Consider the following 14,836-nt stretch of genomic DNA (forward strand, 5'->3'; position numbering starts at 1 on the left):
CCCGACCGGCGACACGCTCTGCTGCCCACCGGCGACACGCTCTGCTCCCGACCGGCGACACGCTCTGCTCCCGACCGGCGACACGGTCTGTCGACCCTCGACCCTGCGCGGGACGCGCGCGACCCGAGACAGGCTGGCGCGACCGAAAGCGGAGGGGTGGTGAGGGCTCAGCCGGCAGGGCTGGGCGTCGGGTCCTCGGAGGGTTCTGGCACCTCGGCCACCGTGGCGTACTGCGGTCGCACACCACCGGCGAACGCCGGCACCTCCACCGTCGCCAGGTCGTTCACCTCGTAACCCAGGCCGATCACCTCCGCCCACTGGCGGTAGATGCTCACCGTGGGGTCGGCCTGCAGGGAGGCGTGCAAGCTGTTGGGATCACCGACGGCGGTGATCGTGTAGGGCGGGGAGTAGACACGTCCCTGCAGGTAGAGCGTGTTGCCCACGCACTGGACCGAGCTGGTCGAGACGATCCGCTGGTCCTGGACCATGATCGCCTCGGCACCACCGGCCCAGAGCGCGTTGACCACGGCCTGGAGGTCCTGCTGGTGGACCACCACGTCGTCCACCGAGTAGCCCTCCGGGAGGGTCGAGAGGGTGTAGCCGGCGTCGTCGAGCGTCACCTGGACGGCCGGACCGGAGACTGCGGCCATCCCGACCCCAGGGGCCATCTTGTCGGCGTTGCGTGAGGCAGTCCTGGCCTGGCTGCTCTCGGCCCTGGCCTGCAGGTCGTCGACCTCGGTGCGCAGCGCTTCGACGCGCTCGTTGAGCTGATTGACCTGCTGGTCACGTGCCTGGATCAGCGAGACGAGGTCGAGCGGCGCTGCGGCCGGTGGGGTGTTGCGGGCCAGGGCGGCGCTCGTCCCGAAGAGCAGCCCGGCCAGCACGCACACGACGGTCACGCCGACGACCCCCGCAGGGCGCCGCGGCGTGCCTTCGGGTGCGTTGGGGGCCGTGGTGCTCATCCCCACCAGCGTAGCCGCGTATCCTGCGGTGACCACCTTGTTCGACGAAGGAGATCCTCCGTGCCCAAGTCCCGCGGGCGTGCCGGCGCCAAGGAGCGCGCCCGGCGCAGCTCCGAGCTGCCCCAGACGCAGAAGATCAAGTCCAACCCGTCCTGGTTCGTCCCCGTGATGTGCGGCCTGATGATCCTGGGCGTCCTGTGGGTGGCCACCTTCTACATCACCAGCGGCGCCCTGCCGATCGGCGCGATCGGCTACTGGAACCTCGCCATCGGTATGGGCCTGATCATGGCGGGCTTCGTCATGGCCACCAACTGGCGCTAGCCCCGAGAGTTCCCGAGAGTTATCCACAGAAACCGAGTTACACGGGTGTAATTATCCCCAGAGTGGGGAAAGCCTGTGGATAACTTGCTGGGTCGGCGATCGACGGGCAGATCGTGTCCCCGGTCGGCAGCAGAGCGTGTCGCCAGTGGGGAGCAGACCGTGTCGCCGGTCGTCAGATGGTGAAGTGGAGGGCCTGCTCGCCCAGGACGCTGAGGATCCGCCAGGCGGCGAGCGCGATGAGCACCACCGTCACGGCCGCGAGGCCGGGCCAGATCAGGCCGCGTCGCCGGTTGGCCTCCTTGGTGCGCCCGGGAGCGGAGGTCAGCGTGAGCAGCCCGCCGATGATGGCGCCGGTGATCGCACCGCCGACGTGCGCCTGCCAGGCGATGCCGCCCACGAAGAACGGCAGGGCGAGGTTGATGCCGATCATCACCAGCAGGGTGGTGGGTGACTGTCCGGAGCGGAGCACGAGCACCACATACAGGAACAAGAGCCCGAAGATGGCGCCGGAGGCGCCGACGACCTGCACGAACCAGCCGGGATCGGGGTTGGCGAGCAGGAGCACCCCGACCGAGCCGCCGATCGCGCAGATCAGGTAGACGACGAGGAACTTCAGCCGCCCCAGCGCCGCCTCGAGGGCCGGGCCGAAGGCATAGAGGATGTACATGTTGAAGGCGATGTGCAGCAGGCTGCGGGGCGAGTGCACGAACGCCGAGGTGATGAAGCGCCAGGGCTCGCTGGCGGCCAGCACCCCGATGAAGGACAGGTCCAGGGTGAGGCCGGCCAGCGTCCGCTGACCGAGGTAGACGAGCACGCACAGCCCGATCAGGGTGTAGGTCACCACTGGCGGACCCTGCCGCACCGCCGCGCCGTAGCGCGTCCGCGGCACCGGCGTCGTGCGCGCGCCCTCCCGGACGCAGTCGACGCACTGGATGCCGACGGCGGCGGGGCGCTGGCAGTCCGGGCAGGTGGGTCGGTCGCACCGCTGGCAGACGATATAGCTCACCCGGTCCGGGTGCCGGGGGCACGTCGGAGGGGTATGCGGTGTCCCGCCGCCCGGGTCTGCGGGCGGCCCGGGGGGCGGGGTGCTCATCCGGTCAGCGGTCGACGGTGATGCGCTCGATGACGACGGGCTCGACCGGCTTGTCGTTGGCGCCGGTGCGGACGGCCGCGATGGCGTCGACGACCTTCTTGGACTCCTCGTCGGCGACCTCGCCGAAGATCGTGTGCTTGCCCTGGAGCCAGGTGGTGGGCTCGACGGTGATGAAGAACTGGGAGCCGTTGGTGCCCTTGCCCATGCGCTTGCCGGCGTTGGCCATGGCGAGCATGTAGGGCTGGTTGAAGTTCTTGTCGGGGCTGATCTCGTCGTCGAAGGTGAAGCCGGGGCCGCCGAAGCCCTCGCCCAGGGGGCAGCCGCCCTGGATCATGAAGCCGGGGATGATCCGGTGGAAGGTGAGGCCGTCGTAGAAGGGCTGGGGGTTGGTGCGGCCCGCGTCGTCCTTGTAGTCCTTCTCGCCCGTGGCCAGGCCGACGAAGTTGTCGACGGTCTTCGGGGCCGCGTGCTCGAAGAGCTCGATGGCGATGTCGCCGTGGTTGGTGTGCAGCGTCACGTTCATGGGGTCCAGTCTTACACGTCCTTCCTGGGCCCCCCAGGTGGAGACGAGCGGCCGCACAAGGCAGGATTGGGGGGAGGACCCCACTACCTAGGAGGGACAGTCGTGTTCTTCAAGACCGACGCCGACCGTGCAGCGGCCCAGGGCGGCAAGGCCCGTCATGACGCTGCCACCGCCGGCTCCAACGCCGCGGACGGCGCCCGCAACCTCGGCGCCGCCGTCGTGGCCGCGATCGCCGAGGCCACCGCGCCGCAGGACGACCGCAAGACCCGCCGGCACGCCCACAAGACCCGCGCCAAGGCCCTGAAGGCCGCCGGCAAGGACCGCACCGCCGCCGAGAAGGCCGCGGCCAAGGCCGCCAAGCACGGCCGCAAGGCCGCCGACCACTCCAAGGTCGCGCTGGGCAAGAAGAGCGAGGCCGCCGGGGGCACGGTCGCCGCGCTCGCCGGTGTCGCCGGCGCCAAGGCCGGCAAGACCGCCCACCACGCCGCCGAGGTCGCCCGTGAGCAGGGCTCGCACGCCGCGGAGGTGCTGCGGGAGCAGGGCTCGCACGCCGCCCACGTCGTCAAGGACAAGGCCGGCCCGCTGGGCGAGGCCGCCGCCGAGAAGGCCGGCATCGGTGCGGCGATCGTGGCGGCGCTGGCCGCCGCCGCCCGCGAGAAGGCGGCCGAGACCCGGGACCGCGCCGTCGTCGGCATGGACCACGGGATCGACGCCGCCGTGCCCCGCGCCCAGGAGGGCGTGGCCGCCGTCGCACCCAAGGTCGACCACCTGCGCGACCTCATCAACGAGGAGCTGCTGCCCAAGATCCAGGCGATGCTCGGCGACGTCCAGACCGGCAAGGACCGTGTCCTGGCCAAGGACGAGGGTGTCGTCGCCAGCCTGACCGGCGGCCCGAAGACCACCGGCCGCAAGAAGAAGGGCGGCACGATGATCACGCTCGGCCTGCTCGCGGCCGCGGGCGCCGGCGTGGCGTGGTACCTCTCCCGCCAGCAGCAGGCCGTGGCCACCGACCCGTGGGCCAGCCAGGCCGGCTCGGCCGACCCGTGGGCCTCCCGCGCGCCCGTCGCCACCGAGGTCGCCCCCGTGGCCGACGTGGCCGTTGCCGACGTGACCACTACTGACGTGACCGCCGCCGCCCCGTCGGCCGAGGTCGCCTCCGGTGAGGCGCACATGTTGACCAACGAGGAGATGGACGAGCTGGGCTCCGAGCAGCCGCCGACCATGGACGAGGTCAACGACGGGCTCGACGAGGTCCGTCAGGAGCTCGAGGACGAGGACGACCGCCCCGGTCGCCACCGCGCCTGAAGGTTCCGGCCCGGAGCACGCTCTGGGCGCTGAGCACCGAGGACGCCCCCGCCACTTCCGGCGGGGGCGTCCTGCTGTCCTCCGCCGCCCGACCGTGCGGGGTTTCGGGGGACCTACGGGTTTGCTCGCTCCTGGCGAGCAAACCCGTAGGGCCGAGCGAGCCCGCAGGTACGTGCCGCGGCGGGTGGGTTCGCGACACACCGGATCGGGGCCGCGTCGTCGCTGCTCAGCGCACCTACGCTGGCGTCGGGGAGCGGACCGCACTGCTGGTGGTCCGGCCCCACCACGTGGACGAGCCGGGAGGAGAGCGCGGGATGTCGCTGCCAGTGCACCGTGACGACCCCTCCGCACCCCGCCGGGCCAGCCGACCTTCCGCCCGTCCTGCCGACGGCCCCGAGATGCTCCGGGCCCCGGCGCGCACCCACGAGCGCCGACTGACCGCGGACCGAGGCCCGGACCTGCTCGAGCGGGGGGAGACCGCATACCCCCAGGGATCCCGACCCGCGCCACAGCGCAGGCGAGGCGGCCGCGGACCGCGCGACCTCGATCCCCGTCCCGGCATCATCCCCGGCCTCGACGGCATCCGGGCGATCGCGATCATCGCCGTCCTGATCTTCCACTTCACGCCGACGGTGCTGCCCGGCGGCTATCTGGGCGTGGACGTCTTCTTCGTCCTGTCCGGCTTCCTCATCACCACGCTGCTGCTGCGCGAGGTGGACCGGAAGGGCCGGATCGACCTGCTCGGCTTCTGGCGGCGGCGGGCCAGACGGCTGCTGCCGGCCCTGGTCCTCGTGGTCGTCACCACGGTCACGGTGGCCCGGCTCATCGGCGGCGACCTGCTGGTCGGCATCGGTCGGCAGGCGTTGGGCGCGCTGACCTTCACCACCAACTGGCTGGAGATCGCGGCGGGGGCGAGCTACTTCCACAGCACCAGCCCGATCCTGTTCGTCAACTTCTGGTCGCTGGCGGTGGAGGAGCAGTTCTACCTCCTGTGGCCGGTCTCGCTGGTGCTGGTCCTGGCGCTGACCCGGACGGCGCGGCAGCGGGTCATCGCGGTGGCCGCGATCGGGCTGGCCAGCGCGGTGGCGATGGCCGCGCTCTACACCCCGGGGGAGGACGCGACCCGCGTCTACTACGGCACCGACACTCACCTGATGGGCCTGATGGCCGGCGCCGCCTTCGCCCTGGCGTGGGCCGACCCGCGCAGCCGCGCAGGACTGCGCTCGCGGGCGTGGCGGCGCTGGCGCGGGGTCGCCGTGCTGGGCGCCTGCGTGATGCTCGCCGCCCTGATGCGCTGGATGAGCGACACCAGCGCCCTGACCTTCCGCGGCGGCATCCTGCTGGCCTCGCTGGCCACCGTGGTCCTCATCGCGGGCCTGCTGGAGTCGCCGAGCCTGTGGCGGCGGCTGGCCGAGCTGCGGCCGGTGACCTGGCTGGGGGAGCGGTCCTACGGCATCTACCTGTGGCACTGGCCGGTCCTGATCATCATGGGCGCCCTGGTGCCCTTCGCCCCCGGCACGGGCCACGGGGCGGTCGTGCTCGGCACCGCGCTGGCGATCACGCTGGGGCTGTCGGCGCTGTCCTACCGCTTCCTGGAGCAGCCGGTGCGCCAGCTCGGGCTGCGCGCCAGCATCCGGCGGTTCTTCGGCTGGCTGGCCACCCCGTGGCAGGAGAGCAAGGGTCCGCGGATCATCGCCGCCCTGCTCGCGCTGATGCTCATCGCCACCGTGGTCGCGGTCGCCACCGCTCCGGACAAGTCGGCCACCCAGACCCAGATCGAGGAGACCGAGGCCCGGCTGGCCAGGGGCGCCGGCACCGACGGCGCCGACGAGGCGAGCGGGGCGAAGGAGAGCGCCGACGCCGGGGCCGCCGCGGGCGCGGCGGGTGGCGACGTCCGGGGGCTGGACGGCGCCGCGATGGGTGGCGGGCTCGGGCTGGACGGCGAGGTCGCCGGCGGTGCGGGTGCGAAGGCCGACGGCAAGGACGGCAGCGACGAGAACGCCGACTCGGGCAAGGACTCCGGCAAGGACTCGGGCAAGGACTCCGGGAAGGCCGACGAGAAGTCCGGCACGGACGACGCCGCGAGCGACGAGGGCAAGGACGACGAGGGCAAGGACAAGGACGCCGACGCCAAGGACGCGGCCCCCGGCGCGGTCACGGTCAACGGCTCGGAGTTCACCCCCGACGCCGAGGACCTGCTCGTGCCCGACAGCGCGACCATGACCGCCATCGGCGACTCGCTGGTGGTGACCAGCGCCGACGGTCTGACCTACCGCTTCTCGGACATCAACTACCTGGCCAAGTCCAACCGCAAGTGGGCCGACGCCGAGCCGCTCATCACCGCCGGGATCGCCGAGGGCGCCGTGCGCGACAACGTGGTGCTCCACCTGGGCAGCAACGCCGGCGTCGACGAGAAGGCGCTGCGCCGCACGCTGGAGGCGCTCGGTCCCGACCGCAACGTCGTGGTCATGGACCTCTACGTCGTCTCCTCCTTCACCGACAGCTCCAACAAGGCCATCCGGGAGATCGTGGCCGACTTCCCCAACGCCGTGGTCGGCAGGTGGAACGCCACCATCAGCGAGCAGCCCGAAGCCCTCCAGGCCGACAAGGTCCACCCCGACATCGAGGGGATGCACGTCTACGCCGAGGTCGTCGCCGAAGCCTTCGACGAGCTCGCGCGACGGGGCTGAGGACGCGCGCCACCGCATATCCCTCAGAAGTCCCGTCGGAAGTCCTCCCAGAACTCCCACCAGAACTCCCACCAGAAGTGGTCGGTGCCCGGCCGCCTGTGGCAGGCTCGACCCGTGAACATCATCTTCGTGGAGCCCCACTTCCCGCGGAACCAGCGGGAGTTCCCCCGGGCCCTGGCCGCGGTCGGCGCCAACGTGATCGGCATCGGCGAGACCCCCTGGGACTACCTCGACGACGAGCTCAAGAGCTGGATGGTCCACTACGAGCAGGTCGGCTCGGTGACCGACCGCTACCAGATGACCGAGACCGTGCGGCGGATCCAGGGCATGGTCTGGGTCGACAAGCTCGAGTCCACGATCGAGGCGCACCAGATGGTCGCGGCCCAGGTCCGCGAGGACCTCGGCATCCCCGGCACCTCCGTGCGCACCACCTGGCTGTGCCGCGACAAGCCCTCGATGAAGGACGCCCTGCGCGCCGCCGGCGTCCCGACCGCAGTCTCGACCGGGGCCGACAACGCCGAGCAGGTCTGGGAGTTCGCCCGCCAGGTCGGCTATCCCCTCATCGTCAAGCCGCGTGACGCGGCCGGCGCGGCCGGGACCAGCCGGGTCGACAACGACACCCAGCTCACGGCAGCCCTGGAGTCGATGGGGGGCTACGACTCGATCGCGGTCGAGGAGTTCGTCGAGGGCCACGAGGGCTTCTACGACACGATCACCATCGACGGCCAGATCGTCACCGACTTCGCCTCCCACTACTTCCCCGGGATCCTCGAGGCCATGCGCACGCGGTGGATCTCGCCGATGTTCATCGCCACCAACCGGGTCGAGGGCGGCGGGCTCTACGACGAGATCCGCGAGATGGGCCACCGCGTCAACCAGGCCCTGGGCATCACCACCTCGGCCACCCACATGGAGTGGTTCCACGGCCCCAAGGGGCTGAAGTTCAGCGAGATCGGCGCCCGGCCGCCGGGCGTGGGCTGCTGGGACCTCTACAACGCGGCCAACGACATGGACGTCTACCGCGCCTGGGCCGAGGCGATCGTGCACGGCCGCGTGACCCAGACCCCCAGCCGCAGCCACTCCGCGGGCATCGTGGCGCTGCGCCCCGACCACGACGGGCAGATCAAGGGCTACTCGGGCCTGGAGGAGATCGAGAACCGCTACGGCCGCTGGATCATCGACGCCCACATCCCGCACGCGGGCACCGGCACCCAGCCGATCGAGGCCGGCTTCATGGCCAACGCCTGGATCCGGATGAAGCACCCGGACTTCGACCAGCTCAAGGCGATGCTCGACGACGTCGGCCGGACCGTCCACGTCTATGCCGGCTGACGGGACGACGCCCGACGGAGCACGGTCCGACGCAGCACGGTCCGACGGAGGATCCGACCAGGCAGGAAGCGCGCAGCAGGCCTGCATCACCCTCCTCGGCCCCCAGCGCAACCCGCGCCTGCGCAGCGTCATCTCCACGCTCGACCTCGAGGGCCGGCACTTCGCCACCATCACCGCCGGCTGGCGCGACCGGGAGGACGAGGACGCGCTGCTGGTCGAGGAGCTGGGCGGACGCACCACCAACCTGCTCCTGTGGAATCTCATGCAGCAGGTCTGGGAGGCCGACCCGGAGCTGGCGCGCGCCGACCGCGAGCGCCGGACCCGGATGGGCGAGCTGCAGTCGCTCTACCTGATCGGCGTCGAGCAGGCCGCCGCCGGGCTGCAGCGGATCCACGGCCACCAGGGCAGCGACGAGCTGATCCGGGAGATCGCCGTCCGCGACGCCTTCGCGATCATCCGCGACATGGACGAGCGGCACCTGGCGCGGGTCGAGGAGCTGCACCACGACTACTTCGACCGCTACCAGCCCCAGCACCGCGACGCCGTCGCGCACGCCCGCTATCTGGTCGGCGAGGCGATCAACGGCACCGACGCCGTCGTCATCACCGGCGGGCACGTCGGGGTCCTGCTCGGGGCGATGCACCTGTTCAACATCGGTCCGGCGCTGGCCGGGATGGACGCCGACGTGGAGGGCCGCGCCGTCTCCACGCCCAATCTCTACCGGCCGATCATCGCCTGGGGGGCCGGCGCGATGGTGCTCACCGAGCGGGTGCTGCTCTTCTACGACAACTCGGTGACCAGCCCCGGGGTGTCCGAGATGCTCATGCGCGGCCTGGGCCTGACCCGCGGGATCGTGGCCCTCCCGTCGGCGCGGGACCGCCTCGATCTCAAGGACTCTCTGCGTATGCGGCTTCTCGCCGAGCGCTGCCGACCCGCCACTCCTCTGCTCCTGGACGAGCACGCCGAGGTGACGCTGCGCCCGGACGGGACCCTGCCACCGGGAGCGCGGATGGTCGCGCCCGACGGCACGGTGACCGTCGACGAGGGTGAGGGGGCCGCATGACCCTGCCCACCCCATACCCCATGCCTCCGCGGCACAAGGGCAAGCTGGCCATCAACACCCTGCGCTCGCAGGGCCGTCCGACGGCCGCCGACATCGACCGCTTCATCGCGCGGCGGCAGGTGCCGATCGTCGAGGGGCCGAAGTGCACCTTCCTCTACCGCGGCGAGGCGGACGCGGTCGCGGTGCGGCACCGGATCGTCAACCAGCCGCAGCACGTGCCGATGAAGAAGATCGAGCCGGTCGACGGGCTGCCGCTGTGGTTCGTGACGATCGAGCTGCCGGCCCACTCACGGGTCGAGTATCAGATCGAGGTGCGCACCGGCGCGGCCTACGAGACCTTCAACGACCCGCTCAACCCGCACGTGGCGCACAGCCCCGTGGGCTCCTCGAGCGTGCTGCAGGCTGCCGGCTACGAGACCCCCGAATGGGTGCTGCCGCAGGCCGACGCGCGGCCGGGGGAGATGATCGACTTCCGGATGCACTCGCGGGCGCTGCGGCGGATGACGCACAACCGGATCTACCTGCCGGCGCGCTTCCGTCGCTCCAGCGAGTATCCGCTGCTCATCGTGCACGACGGCGACGACTACGTGACCTATGCCGCGATGCAGACGGTCCTGGACAATCTCATCCACGACCTCGACATGGCCTCCACGATCGTGGTCTTCTCCAACCCCGGCGACCGGCTGCGGGAGTATCCGAACTACTCCCCGCACGCGGGCCATCTCGTGCGCGAGCTGGTGCCGGCGATCGAGGAGCAGCTGCCGGTGCTGCGGCGGGCCGACGCGCGGTGCCTGATGGGCGCGAGCTTCGGGGCGGTGGCCTCGCTGTCGACGGCCTACCGCAACCCCGGCGACTTCGGGAACCTGCTGCTCCAGTCCGGGTCGTTCGTCTTCACCGACATCGGCAGCGAGCACGGCGGCGGCCCGGCCTTCGACCCGGTCGTGAAGTTCATGAACCGGTATCGCGAGCGGCCGCGCAAGGTCGCCGACCGGATGTTCATCAGCTGCGGGGTCTACGAGCCACTGATCACGCACAACCGCTCGATGGTGCCGGTCTTCGAGTCCACCGGTGCGCAGGTGCGCTATGTAGAGTCACGGGACGGACACTCGTGGGAGAACTGGCGCGACCGGCTCCGTGAGGGTCTGTCGTGGGTCTTCCCCGGCCCGCAGAAGCTTGTCTACGAATAATCTGATAACCCTCTATATCGACCTAGGAGGCCCTCGATGGCCATGACCTACCTGCTCGTCGACGGCGAGAACATCGACGCCACGCTCGGCAACTCGATCCTCGGCCGGCGCCCGACGCCGGAGGAGCGCCCGCGCTGGGACCGGCTGCTCGGCTTCGCCCAGGACACCTGGGGCCAGCCGGCGCACGGGCTGTTCTTCCTCAACGCCAGCTCGGGGCTGCCGATGTCCTTCGTGCAGGCGCTGCGGGCGCTGGGCTACGTGCCCGTGCCGCTGTCGGGCTCCGGCGACCAGAAGGTCGTCGACATGGCCATCCAGAAGACCCTCGAGGCGCTCGCCGACCGTGACGAGGACGTCATGCTCGTCAGCCACGACGGGGACTTCCTGGAGACGGTCGAGCCGCTGCTGGACGGTGAGCGCCGGGTCGGGGTGGTGGCCTTCGAGGAGTTCCGCAACAGCGGGTTCGCCCCGCTGCGGGCCCAGGGGTTGGAGTTCTTCGACCTCGAGCACGACACCAAGGCCTTCAACGCGCCGCTGCCGCGGCTGCGGATCATCCCGATCGAGGACTTCGACCCGCTGCAGTTCCTCTGACCTGCCGCCCCCGGACCGGGGGTGCGGACGAGGCGGTCTCGCGCCCTCCGACGGCGAGGGTATGCGGTCGCGCGAGCGGCTGCATACCCTCGCCTTCGGGCTGGCTCAGGGCTGCGGGGCGAGGCTGAGGAGCTCGCCGACCTCGCAGCCCAGGACGTCGCAGATGGCGGTGAGGGTCGAGAAGCGCACGGCCTTGGCCCGGTCGTTTTTGAGGACCGAGATGTTGACCGGCGTGACGCCGACGGCCTCGGCGAGCGCGGCGACAGTCATCCCGCGGGCGGCCAGGATCTCGTCGAGGTGGCAGACGATGCGGTGGCCCTCCTCGGGGGGCATCAGACCAGTCCGTCCACGTCGGAGCGCAGCCGGGTGCCGGTCGCGAAGGCCTGCGCGATCGCGGCGACCAGCAGGCCCGCGGCGATCCAGCCCAGGCTGAAGCTGAGGGCGAAGCCGGCCTCGGCGCCGGCGGCCTCCAGGATCTCCGCGCGGGCGATCGCGATGACGACGGAGGCCACGAGCGGCACGACGAGCAGGAGTGCCGCCACGATCCGCAGCCGGGTGACGTTGGCGGGCACGAAGGGCTCGCCGTCGGCCAGGTTGCCGAGGAAGCGGGTCAGCAGGATGGCCGCCCAGACGGCTGCGGCCACGGTCAGGAGGCTGCCGACCAGGAGCAGGGCGAAGTGTCCGGCCCCGACGTCGTCGACCAGGACCTCCGCCCCGACGGGGTTGAGGACCCGGCCGGCACCCGCCGCGTCCTCGGCGGTCTCGACCGGGACCCCGGTCAGGGTGACCTGCCGCCGCAGGATCCAGTCGATGGCGACGAAGGCCGGGTACGCCGCGCTCGCTCCCACGAGCAGCCACAGGATGAGCTGCGTGGCGATGGTGTCGCTCCGGTCGAAGCGCATCCGGTCGCGGCCGGTGCTGGTGCTGGACATGGTCCCTCCCTGTTGGTCGAGGACGGATGGTCCGCCCTATCGTTTTTCGATGCTATCGAGAAACGATAGGAGACGTCAATGGGTTGGGTCGGGCGACGGAGGGCGCGACCACGTACTCGTAGCTATGCCTAGTGACAGAAGGGGCTGATGTGACTATCGTGGTTGCGTCCCTCAGCCAGTCGCACCCCGTCCCTGTCCCCAGGGGTGCACCAGGAGCCCCCATGTCCCGACCGCTCTCCGCCCTGCTCGCCGCCGTCCTCTCGGCCACGCCTGCCACCGCCGGAGCCGGTCCCGTCGCCCCCGCACTGGCCACGACGGAGACCACGACCACCGGCACGACCGAGGCGTCCACCGAGGCGACCCATCGCAGCGCCGAGCTCGGAGCGGTCGAGGCGCCGCTGAGCGATCTGACCACAGGATCCGCCGACGCAGTCCCGACCACCTCCGGCGGTGCCGAGATCTCGGGCGGTGAGCTACCGGATACCGCAGACCCGACGTTGCGGGCGGAGGTCGACACCCCCGAAGGCGTCACCGTCGTCGGGCTGGTCTGGGAGGGCGAGGCGGCCGTCGTCGACCCGGTCACGGGCGTGACCAGCGGGGCGACCGCCAGCGTGCGCGTCCGCCAGGGCGGCGAGTGGGGGCCGTGGCAGAGCCTGGGGGAGTCGATCCCGGCGGACGGCACCGATGACGGCGACGGGCGCTGGGCCACCGACGCGACCGTCGTCGTCGACGCCGAGGACGTGCAGGTCGAGCTCAGCGGTCAGGTGGCCACGGCCCGGGTCGAGACCTGGACCAACGCCGTGACCAGTGATGACATCGCCCGGGTGGCCGCCCTTCCGCCCGTCTCGAGCACGTCCAAGACGCTGCCGATCGGCACCCGCGAGGACTGGGGCGTGGACCGCAGCATCCGCGACACCCCCATCATCTCCAGCACCTCCAAGCTGGGCGTGACCCTGCACCACACGGTGACGGCGCCGGTCTACGACCCGGAAGAGGTGCCGGCCACGCTGCGATCGATCCACAACTACCACGCGCGCACGCTGGGCTGGGGCGACATCGGCTACAACATGTTCGTCGACCAGCACGGACGGGTCTGGGAGGGCCGTGACGGCGGGCTGGAGAAGAATGTCCAGGGCGCCCACGCCGTCGGGATGAACACCGACTGGTTCGGGCTGAGCGTCATCGGCGACCACGAGACGCAGCCGGTCAAGAGCTCGCAGCACACCTCCATCGCGGCGTCGGCGGCCTGGGTGCTCAACACCCACGGCGCCGACGTGCGAGAGACCCGCAGCTACTACAACCGCACCCGTGGGTGGACGCGGACGTTGCCCATCTTCCACGGGCACAAGGACGTCGACTACACCCTGTGCCCGGGCATCAACCTCATCGCGATCATGGACCAGCTCCGGGTCAAGATCGCCACCGAGCAGCTCGCGAGGCGGACCGCCGCGCACCGCGTCGGCGGGGCCGACCGCTACGCCGTGGCTGCGGGCATGGCGCGGGAGGCCTTCCCCCAGGGGACCAGCACCGCTTACCTCGCTGGCGGATACGCCCTGGCCGACGCCCTCGGGGTCGGCCCGGTAGCCGCGCGCAGCGGCTCGGCGGTCCTTCTCACCAAGAGCAGCAGCGTCCCGTCCACGACCTACCAGGCCCTGTCTGCCCTCGGCGTCCGCGAGGTCGTGATCGTCGGTGGCACGGCGACCGTCACCGACGACGTCCGGGCCGCGTTGGTCGCACGTGGCTACACGGTCCGCCGCATCTCCGGCGCCGACCGCTACTCGCTCGCCGCAAACCTGAGCACCCGGCTCCCCACCCTGGGCGGCACCGTCTACGTCGCCAGCGGGGCCACCCAGACGGACGCGCTGAGCGGCTCGGCCGCCGCCGCGGTGAAGGGCGCACCCATGCTGCTGACCAAGAAGGAGGTCGTGCCGTGGGCGACCGAGCGTCGGCTGCGGGAGATCGGCCCGTCCCGGGTGGTCGTGCTCGGCGGGCCGACCACGGTCACCGACGATGTCCTCACCCGCCTGCGGTCAATCGTGCCCTCCGCGCGGGTCGAGCGGATCGGCGGAGCCGACCGTTATGCCGTGAGCGCCGCGGTGGCCAGGGACGCCTTCGGCAGTGCGGGTGCGGCGGTGGTCGCCGCCGGCACCGCTCCCGCGGACGCGATGACCGGGACGCAGGCGGCGGCCCGCCGGAACGCCCCTGTGCTGCTGGTCAAGCAGTCCTGCCGCCCGGCCTCCGTCGGGTCGGCCATGGGCGCGCTCGGGGTCTCCCTGACCGTGCTCGCCGGAGGGACGAACTCGTTGCAGTGGCAGGCCGGCTCGACCAGCTGCTGATCGAGGGGCCACAGGCCTTCTGACATCTGTCGATCACGTCGATCTCGGCAATCTCGGCGACTACGTCGATCTCGGCGACCACGCTGTCCGCCTCCTACGGGTTTGCTCGCCAGGAGCGAGCAAACCCGTAGGGGCCAAGAGGCACGTCTGCGGGGACGTCAAAGGCCCTTCCTGCTGGGCGGGAAAGGCCTCTGACCACGGGTGGAGGCGACCGGACTCGAACCGACAACCCTCTGCTTGCAAAGCAGATGCGCTACCAATTGCGCCACGCCCCCGTGCTGCCCGGTCGAAACCGGGCGGGGTATTCAGTTGGTGATCGGGCAGCTGCTCACTGGCCGGGGGTGGCCCCGACGTCGTCGGTGGCCTCCGCCCAGAGGTCGCGCTCGGCCTGCTGGTCCTGCATCTTCTTCAGGGCGGCCAGGCCGACGGCGGCGGCTGCGAGGACGATGAGGCGCTTCATGACTGTCTCCGTAGGTCGTTCTACTGGGCAGCTGGGGTGGTCGG

The 14,836-nt window shown here is 71.2% G+C and carries 14 protein-coding genes and 1 tRNA gene; 8 read left to right on the forward strand and 7 right to left on the reverse strand.

The features are described 5' to 3' along the window. Nucleotides 1-167: 167 nt before the first annotated feature. The gene (locus tag ACTMMA_RS05055; RefSeq protein WP_441189006.1) at nucleotides 168-962 is read right to left on the reverse strand and encodes a DUF881 domain-containing protein; all 795 of its coding nucleotides are present in this window, start codon (nucleotides 960-962) and stop codon (nucleotides 168-170) included. A 60-nt stretch (nucleotides 963-1,022) separates the two neighbouring features. Here ACTMMA_RS05055 and ACTMMA_RS05060 point away from each other — a divergent pair, with 60 nt between their 5' ends. Next, entirely contained in the window at nucleotides 1,023-1,283 is a 261-nt protein-coding gene (locus tag ACTMMA_RS05060; protein ID WP_441189007.1) for a cell division protein CrgA, read from the forward strand. Nucleotides 1,284-1,455: 172 nt separating this feature from the next. Here the strand turns inward: ACTMMA_RS05060 and ACTMMA_RS05065 are convergent, their stop codons facing one another. Further along, a complete protein-coding gene (locus ACTMMA_RS05065; RefSeq protein WP_441189008.1) occupies nucleotides 1,456-2,289 on the reverse strand; it encodes a rhomboid family intramembrane serine protease in 834 nt (277 codons plus the stop codon). A gap of 91 nt (nucleotides 2,290-2,380) precedes the next feature. Beyond that, nucleotides 2,381-2,899 carry a peptidylprolyl isomerase gene (locus tag ACTMMA_RS05070; protein ID WP_441189009.1) on the reverse strand — a complete coding sequence of 173 codons (519 nt, stop codon included), beginning with the start codon at nucleotides 2,897-2,899 and terminating at the stop codon, nucleotides 2,381-2,383. A gap of 102 nt (nucleotides 2,900-3,001) precedes the next feature. Here ACTMMA_RS05070 and ACTMMA_RS05075 point away from each other — a divergent pair, with 102 nt between their 5' ends. The 6 genes from ACTMMA_RS05075 to ACTMMA_RS05100 all read left to right on the forward strand — a co-directional run bounded on the left by ACTMMA_RS05075 (nucleotide 3,002) and on the right by ACTMMA_RS05100 (nucleotide 11,064). Then, nucleotides 3,002-4,204 carry a hypothetical protein gene (locus tag ACTMMA_RS05075; RefSeq protein ID WP_441189010.1) on the forward strand — a complete coding sequence of 401 codons (1,203 nt, stop codon included), beginning with the start codon at nucleotides 3,002-3,004 and terminating at the stop codon, nucleotides 4,202-4,204. A 314-nt stretch (nucleotides 4,205-4,518) separates the two neighbouring features. Beyond that, on the forward strand, nucleotides 4,519-6,894 hold the full coding sequence (locus ACTMMA_RS05080; RefSeq protein WP_441189011.1) for an acyltransferase family protein: 2,376 nt from the start codon (nucleotides 4,519-4,521) through the stop codon (nucleotides 6,892-6,894). A 114-nt stretch (nucleotides 6,895-7,008) separates the two neighbouring features. Further along, a complete protein-coding gene (locus ACTMMA_RS05085; protein WP_441189012.1) occupies nucleotides 7,009-8,226 on the forward strand; it encodes an ATP-grasp domain-containing protein in 1,218 nt (405 codons plus the stop codon). Continuing rightward, complete coding sequence (locus ACTMMA_RS05090; protein ID WP_441189013.1) at nucleotides 8,216-9,289, forward strand: hypothetical protein; 1,074 nt, start codon at nucleotides 8,216-8,218, stop codon at nucleotides 9,287-9,289. The genes ACTMMA_RS05085 and ACTMMA_RS05090 overlap by 11 nt, the downstream gene beginning before the upstream one ends. Continuing rightward, the gene (locus ACTMMA_RS05095) at nucleotides 9,286-10,476 is read left to right on the forward strand and encodes an alpha/beta hydrolase (RefSeq protein WP_441189014.1); all 1,191 of its coding nucleotides are present in this window, start codon (nucleotides 9,286-9,288) and stop codon (nucleotides 10,474-10,476) included. The genes ACTMMA_RS05090 and ACTMMA_RS05095 overlap by 4 nt, the downstream gene beginning before the upstream one ends. 36 nt (nucleotides 10,477-10,512) lie before the next feature. Further along, nucleotides 10,513-11,064, forward strand: a complete 552-nt coding sequence (locus ACTMMA_RS05100) for an NYN domain-containing protein (protein WP_441189015.1) — start codon at nucleotides 10,513-10,515, stop codon at nucleotides 11,062-11,064. A gap of 105 nt (nucleotides 11,065-11,169) precedes the next feature. Here the strand turns inward: ACTMMA_RS05100 and ACTMMA_RS05105 are convergent, their stop codons facing one another. Together ACTMMA_RS05105 and ACTMMA_RS05110 are read right to left on the reverse strand one after the other, a co-directional pair. Further along, nucleotides 11,170-11,397, reverse strand: a complete 228-nt coding sequence (locus tag ACTMMA_RS05105; protein ID WP_441189016.1) for a helix-turn-helix domain-containing protein — start codon at nucleotides 11,395-11,397, stop codon at nucleotides 11,170-11,172. Further along, nucleotides 11,397-11,996 carry a DUF2975 domain-containing protein gene (locus ACTMMA_RS05110; RefSeq protein WP_441189017.1) on the reverse strand — a complete coding sequence of 200 codons (600 nt, stop codon included), beginning with the start codon at nucleotides 11,994-11,996 and terminating at the stop codon, nucleotides 11,397-11,399. Before ACTMMA_RS05110 ends, ACTMMA_RS05105 begins: the two co-directional genes overlap by 1 nt. A gap of 221 nt (nucleotides 11,997-12,217) precedes the next feature. On the opposite strand from ACTMMA_RS05110, the gene ACTMMA_RS05115 reads away from it, so the two are divergent. Continuing rightward, the gene (locus tag ACTMMA_RS05115) at nucleotides 12,218-14,332 is read left to right on the forward strand and encodes a cell wall-binding repeat-containing protein (RefSeq protein WP_441189018.1); all 2,115 of its coding nucleotides are present in this window, start codon (nucleotides 12,218-12,220) and stop codon (nucleotides 14,330-14,332) included. A 202-nt stretch (nucleotides 14,333-14,534) separates the two neighbouring features. Here the strand turns inward: ACTMMA_RS05115 and ACTMMA_RS05120 are convergent. Beyond that, a tRNA-Ala gene (locus tag ACTMMA_RS05120) sits at nucleotides 14,535-14,607 on the reverse strand. A gap of 53 nt (nucleotides 14,608-14,660) precedes the next feature. Then, nucleotides 14,661-14,792 carry a DLW-39 family protein gene (locus ACTMMA_RS05125; RefSeq protein WP_441189019.1) on the reverse strand — a complete coding sequence of 44 codons (132 nt, stop codon included), beginning with the start codon at nucleotides 14,790-14,792 and terminating at the stop codon, nucleotides 14,661-14,663. Nucleotides 14,793-14,836 lie beyond the last annotated feature (44 nt).

The sequence above is a fragment of the Ornithinimicrobium panacihumi genome, from assembly GCF_052073805.1.
In the GTDB taxonomy this organism is placed as follows: Bacteria; Actinomycetota; Actinomycetes; order Actinomycetales; family Dermatophilaceae; genus Ornithinicoccus; species Ornithinicoccus panacihumi.

Bases quoted from the DNA above. Each gene is read 5' to 3' on its own strand.
- ACTMMA_RS05105 (WP_441189016.1), bottom strand. From the start codon at position 11,397: ATGCCCCCCGAGGAGGGCCACCGCATCGTCTGCCACCTCGACGAGATC.
- ACTMMA_RS05125 (WP_441189019.1), bottom strand. From the start codon at position 14,792: ATGAAGCGCCTCATCGTCCTCGCAGCCGCCGCCGTCGGCCTGGCCGCC.
- ACTMMA_RS05115 (WP_441189018.1), top strand. From the start codon at position 12,218: ATGTCCCGACCGCTCTCCGCCCTGCTCGCCGCCGTCCTCTCGGCCACG.
- ACTMMA_RS05080 (WP_441189011.1), top strand. From the start codon at position 4,519: ATGTCGCTGCCAGTGCACCGTGACGACCCCTCCGCACCCCGCCGGGCC.
- ACTMMA_RS05095 (WP_441189014.1), top strand. From the start codon at position 9,286: ATGACCCTGCCCACCCCATACCCCATGCCTCCGCGGCACAAGGGCAAG.
- ACTMMA_RS05070 (WP_441189009.1), bottom strand. From the start codon at position 2,899: ATGAACGTGACGCTGCACACCAACCACGGCGACATCGCCATCGAGCTC.
- ACTMMA_RS05100 (WP_441189015.1), top strand. From the start codon at position 10,513: ATGGCCATGACCTACCTGCTCGTCGACGGCGAGAACATCGACGCCACG.
- ACTMMA_RS05110 (WP_441189017.1), bottom strand. From the start codon at position 11,996: ATGTCCAGCACCAGCACCGGCCGCGACCGGATGCGCTTCGACCGGAGC.
- ACTMMA_RS05090 (WP_441189013.1), top strand. From the start codon at position 8,216: ATGCCGGCTGACGGGACGACGCCCGACGGAGCACGGTCCGACGCAGCA.
- ACTMMA_RS05055 (WP_441189006.1), bottom strand. From the start codon at position 962: ATGAGCACCACGGCCCCCAACGCACCCGAAGGCACGCCGCGGCGCCCT.